This window comes from Yeosuana sp., from assembly GCF_057126245.1.
In genome coordinates, this window is sequence record NZ_DBNGMQ010000125.1 from 1 (window position 1) to 10,096 (window position 10,096).

Sequence of the window (10,096 nt, forward strand, 5' to 3'; positions counted from 1 at the left end):
GTTCGTTTTGATAAACCATTATATTTTAATACGGCCGAATTGATTCAAAAATATATTGATACAGATAATACTGCTACAAGAGATAATTCAGTGTTATATTTTAATCCAAATTCAAATGAAGAAGTAACATTTGATTCAACAACGTTACCCAATAATAATTGGTTGATCTCACCTAGACTAGGATTTAATTGGGATGTGAATAATGAAAGTATAACCCAAATAAGAGGTGGTACAGGATTGTTTACTGGTCGTTTTCCTTTTGTATGGTTAGGAAACCAAGTTAGTGGTGCTGACGATGGCTTTTTTCAGTTTATTGATCCAGATTACAAATGGCCGCAAGTTTGGCGAACTAACATTGGTGCCGACCACAGGCTAGATAATGGAATTACGCTTACTTCTGATCTGTCTTATACTAAAGATTTAAATGCGGCACACGTTCAAAACTGGGGGTTAAGAAACCCGTCAGGAACATTAAATGCTCCAGGAGATAATAGACCCGTTTATTTACCAAGTGATGCGGGTAATAATGCATATGTATTTACAAATTCCGATAAAGGACGCATTTGGAATGTAACATTTAAAGCGCAGAAAACATTTTTGAATGGGCTTTATGCAAGCTTTGCTTATAACTACCTTAATGCTAAGGATGTAAACTCCATTGAAGCAGAAATTACTGGTGATGCATTCGATTTTAACCCTAACCTAGGTAATGCTAATAATGATGTGCTTTCATATTCTAAATACGGGGATACTCACAGATTCATAGGTGTTGGAAGTAAAAAATGGATTTATGGTAGTGAAAAGTGGGCAACTACCATATCGACGTTTTTTGAATATGCTCAAGGCGGTCGATTTAATTATACCTATGCAGGTAATATTAATGGAGATAGTTCTTTTCAAAATAATGATTTAATATATATACCAACAACTTCAGAAGTACAACAAATGAATTTTTCAGGTGGTGAAACTATGAAAAATGATTTTGAAAGTTTTATTCAACAAGATAAATATTTAAGTGATAACAGAGGAAGTTATTTTGATCGTTATGGCGCTTTGGCACCATGGAGAGGTCGATGGGATATTAAAATTTTACAGGATTTTAATTTCAAAGTGAGTGGCGATAAAACAAATACACTTCAATTAAGTTTAGATATACTTAATTTTGGAAACCTTATTAATTCAGATTGGGGTGTCGTTGAACAACCAAACAATTTGTCTCCATTGAGTGTTGATACCTCTGGCGATACACCTGAGTATACATTTATTGGAGGACCTGATGCCAAAACTTTTGGTTTTGATTCCAGTTTAGCTTCTAGATGGCAAGCACAATTTGGTTTGCGATACATTTTCTAGAATAGAAGATTTTATATTGTTAAATTTGCGCTCCTAACAAAGGAGCGCATTTTTTATTTAATATTATGAAGTACAGAAGACTTACTGCAGAACAATTTGAAGAATTACACCAAGAGTTTATCAATTTTTTGGCTACGCAATCTATTACCGCAGATGAATGGCAAAATTTAAAAGCAAATAAGCCTGAGTTAGCCGAAATGGAATTGGATGTGTTTAGCGATTTAATTTGGGAAGGTGTTTTGAATAAGGCAGAATATTTAGAGCATATTTCTCCGCAGCATATGTACTTATTTCGTATGGGTGAGGATAAAATGTATGTAATCGCACTCACCTTAAAAAACAAAATTGATATCACAACTAAAGAAGGCTATAAGTGGTTACGAGACAATTTAATGGATGAGAACGTCGAGTTTTTGCAAGCTGATAAAGCGTATTCAGAAGATAAAAATTTAGATAAGTTTAAAATGATTGAGCAAGGAGCCGTAATTTCAAAAGGCGATTTGTATAATTATTTTGATAAGCTTATTAACTAATTATTCGTAGCGCAACGATTCAATTGGATCTAATTTAGAAGCTTTAATTGCTGGTATTAATCCAGATAAAATAGCAACGATAAAGGTTATTGCAAATGCGCTAAACATGGCTAACCATGGGGTGGTGAAGTTAAAACCAGCAGCTGCAGAGACGCCTAAGCCAATTAGTAGGCCCAATATAACCCCTAAAATACCTCCAAGTTGTCCAACAATAATAGTTTCAATAAAAAATTGGAAGGCAATAGTTAAGCGTTTAGCACCTAATGCTTTTCTAACGCCTATTTCTCGTGTGCGTTCTGTTACAGATACGAGCATAATATTCATTAAAGCAATAGATGATCCGAAAATGGTAATAATGCTAATAATCCAAGCAGCCATATATAGATATTGCGTAATAGAACTAACTCGATTTATTAAGTCTGTACTATCTTCAATGGCAAAATTATTATCTTCAATGGGGTTTAACTTTCTAATTTTTCTAAACGTAATAATAGCTTCTTCTTGAGCATTTTCTAACAATTCTTTTTTGTCTACTTTAATACTTAAACCATAATTAATATTAGCATTGGTGAAAATTGAACGCGCTTTTTGAATTGGAATAATAACTCGGTAATCTTCATTACTTCCTAGACCTGTTTTCTTTGATTCTAAAACCCCAATGACTTTAAATTTATTTCCTCTTACACTAATGGTTTTATTTAAAGGATAGGCACCATCAAATAGTTTTTTTTGTAGATCACTACCAATTATACATACATTGTTGTTGTTTTCAACATCGAAGTAATTAAATTCTCGTCCCATATCAACTTTTAATCCGGAATTCTGAATGTAATTTTCGTTGGCACCTAAAACAGGAACATCTGGATCTGTTTTTTTGTTCTCATATTTTATTTCCGCTGAATTTGTTCCTGTAAATACCAAGGAAATTGATGTTAAAGGGTATTGATATCGTTCAGTAAATTCTTTAGCATCTGCAAAGGTAATGATTGGGTTTTGCTTTTGTCGCTCACCACCATGCCGTTGTACGTTAAATTCATTTCGCTGTATATTAAACGTATTAGCACCCATAGACGAGAAATCACTAGAGATGGTGTTTTCTAAGGCAGAAATAGCACTTAAAATGCCTACAAGAGCCGTAATACCTATTGCAATAATTAAAACTGTTAAAATAGTACGCAATAATTGACCCCTTATAGAATTTATGGCAATTCTAATATTTTCTCGCACTAATGAAAACATAAAAACAGATTTAAAAATTAATTGCTTTTCATGTAAGACTATAAAAGATGATTAAAGTTACTATAAATTTTAAAAAAGATGTTAAGTCACGTCAAAAATTAAGATATTTGTCCTTTAAAAATGATTCAATGGCTCAAAAACCAAGTATTCCCAAAGGGACAAGAGATTTTAATCCAGAACAGGTAGCAAAGCGAAATTATATATTTCAAACCATTAGAAATGTATTTGAAACGTTTGGCTTTCAGCCTATAGAAACGCCTAGTTTTGAAAACTCAGAGACCTTAATGGGGAAATATGGTGATGAAGGGGATCGACTTATTTTTAAGATTTTGAATTCAGGTGATTATTTATCTAAGTCAGATAAAAACGCTTATGATGAAAAAGATTCAAACAAGTTAACGTCTAGTATTTCTGAAAAAGCACTTCGTTATGATTTAACCGTACCGTTTGCACGTTATGTGGTACAACACCAAAATGAGATTGAATTTCCGTTTAAACGTTACCAAATGCAACCCGTATGGAGAGCCGACAGACCACAAAAAGGACGTTTTAGAGAGTTTTATCAATGTGATGCTGATGTAGTTGGTAGTTCATCGCTTTGGCAGGAAGTAGAATTTGTTCAATTATATGATACCGTTTTTTATACGTTAAAGTTAGAAGACGTTACTATTAAAATAAATAATCGAAAAATATTATCTGGAATAGCCGAAGTTATTGGAGCTCAAGATAAATTGATTGATTTTACGGTGGCGCTAGATAAGCTAGATAAAATAGGCGAGGGGAAGGTGAAAGAAGAGATGATAAGTAAGGGGATTACTGAGTCTGGCATTGAAAAATTACAACCACTATTTAATCTGGAGGGAAGTTTTGAATCACAAATAAAGACACTCAAAGAGATATTATCATCTTCAGAAGAAGGGATAAAGGGAATTGAAGAGTTAGAGTTTATAAATACCGCTATTAATACTTTAGAATTGCAAACAGCAAGGTTACAACTTGACGTTACTTTAGCTCGTGGATTAAACTATTATACGGGAGCTATTTTTGAAGTTTCTGCGCCAAAAAATGTTCAAATGGGTTCCATTGGTGGTGGTGGCAGGTATGATGATTTAACCGGTATTTTTGGATTAAAGGATGTTAGTGGTGTTGGTATTAGCTTTGGTTTAGATAGAATTTATTTGGTGTTAGAAGAACTCAACTTATTTCCGGTAACCATCACTAAAACTATTGACGTGCTCTTTATTAATTTTGGAGATAAAGAAGCTTTATTCAGCCTGAAGGCAATTAAGCAGTTAAGAGAAACGGGTATTAATGCTGAATTATACCCTGATGCCGCTAAAATGAAAAAGCAGATGAATTATGCTAATAAACGTGCAATTCCTTTTGTAGTTTTAGTAGGGGAAAAAGAAATGGATTCTAATATGTATACCTTAAAAAACATGATTTCTGGGGAACAGAATCAAGTTTCATTTAATGTATTAGTAGATACAATAAAAAAAGAGTCTAAATAATATTTTAGACTCCTTTCTTTTTGCAAATCCATATCATATTATTTATTCCTTCTTATAAAATGAATATGAGAATTTCATTCTATCTAATCGTTTAAATGTTATTTAATTCTTTTGTTCAATTATTTGAACTTATGGTTAACATTTTAACGTTGTCCTTTTTTAAAGCCATAAAGATTTTGATGAATAAAATCGTGTGGGAATTTGTCATCACCTTTAAATCCTATTTCTATGGTGCCACTATCCTCAGGAATGTAATTTGTTTTAAAGATATAATCCCAAAGACTTAAGCTAATACCATAGTTTACACCGTATTTTCCTTTAGGTAAAGTATACGCATGGTGATATAAGTGCATCACAGGGTTATTAAAAATATACTTAAGTGGTCCCCAAGTAATCTTTATGTTTGCATGATTTAAGTGACCAATTGCTATGGCAATAAAATGGACAATATATGCCTGACTAGGTTCAAAACCACCAATAATCATAACGCCAAACGTTTTTAAAGGTTTATAAAGAACATTTTCCATCCAATGATATCTTAAATGGGCGGCAAAGCCCATCTCCTTTACGCTATGGTGAACTTTGTGAAATTTCCATAGAAAAGGATATTTATGTAACAAAACATGCGTAAACCATTGGACAAAATCAAGAACAATAAAAAACACTAGCAGTTGTGACCACATTGGCCATTGTGATATATCGATTATTGCTAAGCTTTTCGCTGTAATATTAGCATCCATAAAAAGTAAACCTATAACCTTATAAAAACCACTAATAACAATTGCAAACACAAAAAAGTTAAAGTACATATAGAAAGCATCTAACCAGAAATCTTTTCTAATTATTGATTGGTCTTTTCTCCAAGGGAAGGCTATTTCTAAAAGCCAAACCAAAATTGATAAGACTGTGAGTCCCCAAAAATAATTAGTATACCATGGTACCTCAAAAATTATTGATTTCCATGTCCATTCTAAAGTTCCATTAAATGAATTAATAAAGGCGTTAATATATTTTTCCATAATAAATAAGTGTTATAATTTGTTTTTTATAATTAATTTTCTAATTCGTACCAATCTATATCTGTTAAAATAGCTCTTCTTCCAGTATCTACAGGAGGATAGTTAGTTGCTAAATAATTCACTATTATTTCTTGATTTTTTCCTAAATCGGGTAAATTTTGTGTTTCTTGCATCCATTTAATGGTTGCATTCCATCGTTCTACATTCATCCTATTTTGAAGTACTAATTTTGATGAATGGCAGCTTGTACAGTTTCTTACAACGGTCATTAGCCCTTCTGCATCTATAAATCCAGTACTTACGTGAATTCCATTTTCTATTCTATCTGGGTCTAATTCTTCAACTACAACAGCGATTTCTTGTTTTTTTTCAATATTTAAAAAGCCAGGATTAACCAAAATGTAAACAATTAGGCCACCTGTAATTATAAATAAACTAAAAAGTACCATCATAATACGATAGACTTTTTTAACCTGATTGAAAAAATTTAATTCTTCAGACATTTATTTTACTTTAACGGCTATTCTATGACAGGCATTATTTAAATATCCCTTTGGATTCCATCCTGGTAAAATCATGGGTTGGGCTTTACCATTGGAATCTGATGCTTTTGCCCAAACTTCATAATATCCTATATCTGGAAAATTTATGGAAGCTGTAAAATGTTGCCATGCTAACCTATTTTTAGGTTTTTCAATGTCACATGTTTTCCAAGTCGACCCAAAATCTATAGAATATTCCATTTTAGCAACTTCTAATTCACCAGCCCAAGCGTGTCCTCTAATATTTAAAGCTTTGCCCTTACTAATAATAGCTCCCGATTTTGGATAGGTTATTAAAGACTTAACAGGCATGGATTCAATAATGCACATATCTTCATCTTTTACTTTTTCACCAGGTTCAACAGGCTTACAGGGGACTCGGTAAGCATCTCCAGTCATTTTTGTACCGTCATGAACTTTGTTTCTAATACTAATTCTATTAACCCATTTACCTGACACAGATGCAGGCCAACCACCAGCTACCAAACGCAATGGATATCCATGAACTACAGGGATGTCTTCATCATTCATTTTAAAAGCTAGTAATGTTTCGTCTTGAAGGGCTTTATCCATAGGACACCCTCTAGAAATAGGCTCTTTGTTAGGGTCTCTACTTAAATGTATATCGGTGGCATGGTAGCCAATGTAAACAGCGTTATTTTTTATACCCGCATCTTCTAACACATCTCTTAAACGAACACCTGTCCATGATGCACAATGAACAGCACCAATAGTCCATTGATTTCCTTTTGCTGGTGGATTAAATTCACTACGTCCATTTCCTCCACATTCAATTGTTAACTGATATGTATAGTGTTTGAACTTTGATTTTAATTCTGAAAGCGTATAGGTTTTTTCCTTAACAACTGATTCTCCATCAATTTTTAAAACCCAATTTTTTACATCAATTTCTTCAGGTATTAAACCATTGTTTCTAATAAACATACATGAATTCGGGGTAACCTTATCATCTAATAAATGCGCTTGTGCTTCAATATTCCAAGGCTTATCATTAAGCACAATCATTTCTTTGTTTTTATTAAACAATTCAAAAGGGTCTGGATCTTGAAGTGCTAAAGGTATATAGCCATCAAGTAAATTAGATCCGAAAATAATTTCAGTTCCAATAAGTGTAGCAAACGAACTGAGCGTTGCTTTTTTTACGAAAGATCTTCTTTTCAAGAGCTTGCTATTATAAGTTATACAAACTAATTTTTAGGAAAAATACAATATCTATATTAATGATATGTAACAATTGTTACAGCTAATTTATATGTTAGTCTTACTAATTATTAAATCAATATTAATAATTTTTATTGTTTTTTCTGCTGACATATATCAGTTTACATTAGTTAAATGTTTAATATATTCATATGTTATTTAGACTAATGTAACAATTGTTACAGAATAATATCTTAAGCAGCTTTATATTGTTCAAAATATTAAATAAAAATTCATGAAAAAAGATTTTACAACAAAATTTACGGGTTGGGCTTTTGTTTTAGCGGCAGTGTTATTATGGAGTGGTTGGGCGCTTTCGCCACATCATGTCGGAGAGTATTTTCAAGCTTCAGATTTTGAAAATATTGGAAAAGATGTATGGTATTGGATTTGGATGTATCGAATCCATATTTTTGGATGGGTTACTATGGCCATTGCTATTTTTGCATTTGTTTCTATAACGGGTAAGAGGCCTTTTGGAGTTTTAATTGTTCCGGGTGCAGGAATGGTTGTTGTTGGAACATTTACTATTGCAATAGCTGCTGCATTTTACTATAATTACGGTGCTTGGGGAGTAGGTCAAACTATGGGTAAATCACCCTCTGAAATACAAGATTTTGTTGATGGAACTCTTTTTACAAATCAATATGTTACCTGTTTTGTGCGTTTTGGACGCATATTTTCTGGAGTAGGTCTAATATTACTAGGTTTTGGAATGATTAAATGGAAAATTCTTGGTAAATGGTTAGGTTGGTTTACGGTTTTACTTGGTTTGTTGGCTATGTCTATTATACTTTTAATTCCAGATAATTTTGAAGTTTACAAACCTGTTTTTCATGTAAAAGTAATTTGGTTGGTTACAATGGGAGTGTTTATTTTACTTAAAGGAATAAATCTCTCAGAGTCTAATAATTAATAGCAAAATTAGATACTTAATAGACTCATTTTAAAAACTCTGCATCATAGTTAATGCAGAGTTTTTTTGTTAAGGATTTTTCACAATTAGGTAATTAGAGAATCTAAAAAATAACTAAAATACGATTGGGTTAGATTTATTCTATGCATCTAAATTTAAATTTATCGGATAGACATAAAAACAACTCTTTTCTTTGCAAACTTTATTTTGTATTTCATTCTTCAAATAAAAATTATACTGGACTATTTGATATCTATCAAATAAGATTATAAATATTTGAGAGGGAATTTTAAAAATATAAAAAATGACTTTAACTAATTATTGAAAGAGGTTATTTATTAGCGTTGACGACGGCATTATTGTATTGTTTTAAATTTTAATACCAAATTGTTTATTATTTGTTTATATTTGTTAAACAAAAAATCAACTATAAATATACCTTATGAAATCAAAATTAATTGAATTCAGTTTTTTCATTTTTTTAGTGTTATTTTCTGTGAGTTCAAATGCCCAAGAATTTCAAGGTCAAGCTTATTATTTTTCTAAATCTACTATGGAGTTAGGGAGTTGGGGAGCAAGAATGAGTGAAGCACAGAAAAAGCAAATTGCTATGCGTCTTAAGAATCGATTAGAAAAAACCTATGTATTGAATTTTAATAAGGAAGAATCTGTGTTCAATGAAGAAGACAAGCTAGATGCGATTTCGGGTGCAACAGATTCTTGGGGAAAGAATTTCTCTCAAGGTGAACAGTATAAGAATGTTAAGGAAAATGCCTTGGTACAGAGCCAGGAATTTTATGGAAAGCAATTCTTAGTTAAAGATGAGTTGCAGAAATTTGATTGGAAAATGGGTAGCGAAACAAAGCAAATAGGACAATATATGTGTTTTAAGGCAACGGCTTTAGTGCCATCTTTAGAATTGAATTGGTATGACTTTTCATGGAGTGATTTAAGACCAGAAATTAATGAAGCAACAGCAGATTCTGGGAAAGTTGAAGAGCCTGAGATTAAAATGACTGCAATTGAAGCATGGTATACACCGCAGATACCTGTGGGACATGGGCCAGGTGAGTATTGGGGACTTCCAGGACTTATTTTAGAAGTTAATGCAGATAATACGACGATTCTTTGTTCGAAAATTGTCATCAACCCTCAGACAAAAATCAATATTGAAGCTCCTAAAAAAGGAACAGAAATTACAAAAAGTAAATATCAAGAGACTATTCAAGGAAAAATGATTGAAATGAGAGAAAACCGAGGAAGAAGAAGAGGTTGATATTTGTTCAATATAAAAACTGTAGATAAGACATCATGTAGTAATTAATCATTAAAAAACTTTTAGAGTAATCTAAACAGCTCTAATAAAAACACTTAAAGCCTGTAGCGAGAGCGGAGTACGATCCCGCGACCTCGGGGCTATGAATTTTTGTAGGAAAATTCTATAAATTATAAAAAACTGATAATCAGTAATATGTATTTTAACAAATATTAATCGTGTTCAAAAACGTGTTAAGTTTTGTGTTCACAATTGTTCGTAATTATTTTATAGCAAGATACCTTAAAAACAGTGTTTTAAAAAATATTTTTTAGTAAAAATAAAAATTTGCTTAAGGTTAGAATTTTGTTAATTTCAATTGCGGCACAACGGTCTCGACCATGAGTAGTTGTGTGGTATAGCACTTAATTTTGCAGGTACACACCAAGTTGGAAATTCCTGTGGAATTCCCAAAGTAGGCGAGAACAAGCAATTTCTTATAGACAT

General features: G+C 32.0%; 8 protein-coding genes and 1 pseudogene. 5 read left to right on the forward strand and 4 right to left on the reverse strand.

The genetic code is table 11. The features are described 5' to 3' along the window. Window positions 1–1,353, forward strand: a pseudogene (locus AC15TD_RS15395) (TonB-dependent receptor); the annotation flags it as partial. Between the two features lie 65 nt (window positions 1,354–1,418). Continuing rightward, window positions 1,419–1,886 carry a DUF6495 family protein gene (locus AC15TD_RS15400; RefSeq protein WP_484453028.1) on the forward strand — a complete coding sequence of 156 codons (468 nt, stop codon included), beginning with the start codon at window positions 1,419–1,421 and terminating at the stop codon, window positions 1,884–1,886. Here the strand turns inward: AC15TD_RS15400 and AC15TD_RS15405 are convergent, their stop codons facing one another. Then, window positions 1,887–3,125 (reverse strand): ABC transporter permease, encoded by a 1,239-nt coding sequence (locus tag AC15TD_RS15405; RefSeq protein WP_484453029.1) that lies wholly within the window; start codon window positions 3,123–3,125, stop codon window positions 1,887–1,889. A 128-nt stretch (window positions 3,126–3,253) separates the two neighbouring features. Between AC15TD_RS15405 and hisS the strand changes: the two genes are divergently transcribed. Beyond that, the gene (gene hisS, locus AC15TD_RS15410) at window positions 3,254–4,636 is read left to right on the forward strand and encodes a histidine--tRNA ligase (protein WP_484453035.1); all 1,383 of its coding nucleotides are present in this window, start codon (window positions 3,254–3,256) and stop codon (window positions 4,634–4,636) included. A gap of 143 nt (window positions 4,637–4,779) precedes the next feature. Here the strand turns inward: hisS and AC15TD_RS15415 are convergent, their stop codons facing one another. The 3 genes from AC15TD_RS15415 to AC15TD_RS15425 are packed head-to-tail and all read right to left on the reverse strand — an operon-like array spanning window position 4,780 to window position 7,379. Further along, window positions 4,780–5,655 (reverse strand): sterol desaturase family protein, encoded by an 876-nt coding sequence (locus AC15TD_RS15415; protein ID WP_484453030.1) that lies wholly within the window; start codon window positions 5,653–5,655, stop codon window positions 4,780–4,782. 32 nt (window positions 5,656–5,687) lie between these two features. Continuing rightward, the gene (locus tag AC15TD_RS15420; protein ID WP_484453031.1) at window positions 5,688–6,158 is read right to left on the reverse strand and encodes a monoheme cytochrome C; all 471 of its coding nucleotides are present in this window, start codon (window positions 6,156–6,158) and stop codon (window positions 5,688–5,690) included. Next, a complete protein-coding gene (locus AC15TD_RS15425) occupies window positions 6,159–7,379 on the reverse strand; it encodes a sulfite oxidase (RefSeq protein WP_484453032.1) in 1,221 nt (406 codons plus the stop codon). Window positions 7,380–7,653: 274 nt separating this feature from the next. Here AC15TD_RS15425 and AC15TD_RS15430 point away from each other — a divergent pair, with 274 nt between their 5' ends. After that, window positions 7,654–8,334, forward strand: a complete 681-nt coding sequence (locus tag AC15TD_RS15430; protein WP_484453033.1) for a hypothetical protein — start codon at window positions 7,654–7,656, stop codon at window positions 8,332–8,334. A gap of 442 nt (window positions 8,335–8,776) precedes the next feature. After that, on the forward strand, window positions 8,777–9,610 hold the full coding sequence (locus AC15TD_RS15435; protein WP_484453034.1) for a GLPGLI family protein: 834 nt from the start codon (window positions 8,777–8,779) through the stop codon (window positions 9,608–9,610). Window positions 9,611–10,096: the final 486 nt, after the last annotated feature.

Bases quoted from the DNA above. Each gene is read 5' to 3' on its own strand.
- AC15TD_RS15400 (WP_484453028.1), top strand. From the start codon at position 1,419: ATGAAGTACAGAAGACTTACTGCAGAACAATTTGAAGAATTACACCAA.
- AC15TD_RS15405 (WP_484453029.1), bottom strand. From the start codon at position 3,125: ATGTTTTCATTAGTGCGAGAAAATATTAGAATTGCCATAAATTCTATA.
- hisS (WP_484453035.1), top strand. From the start codon at position 3,254: ATGGCTCAAAAACCAAGTATTCCCAAAGGGACAAGAGATTTTAATCCA.
- AC15TD_RS15415 (WP_484453030.1), bottom strand. From the start codon at position 5,655: ATGGAAAAATATATTAACGCCTTTATTAATTCATTTAATGGAACTTTA.
- AC15TD_RS15420 (WP_484453031.1), bottom strand. From the start codon at position 6,158: ATGTCTGAAGAATTAAATTTTTTCAATCAGGTTAAAAAAGTCTATCGT.
- AC15TD_RS15430 (WP_484453033.1), top strand. From the start codon at position 7,654: ATGAAAAAAGATTTTACAACAAAATTTACGGGTTGGGCTTTTGTTTTA.
- AC15TD_RS15435 (WP_484453034.1), top strand. From the start codon at position 8,777: ATGAAATCAAAATTAATTGAATTCAGTTTTTTCATTTTTTTAGTGTTA.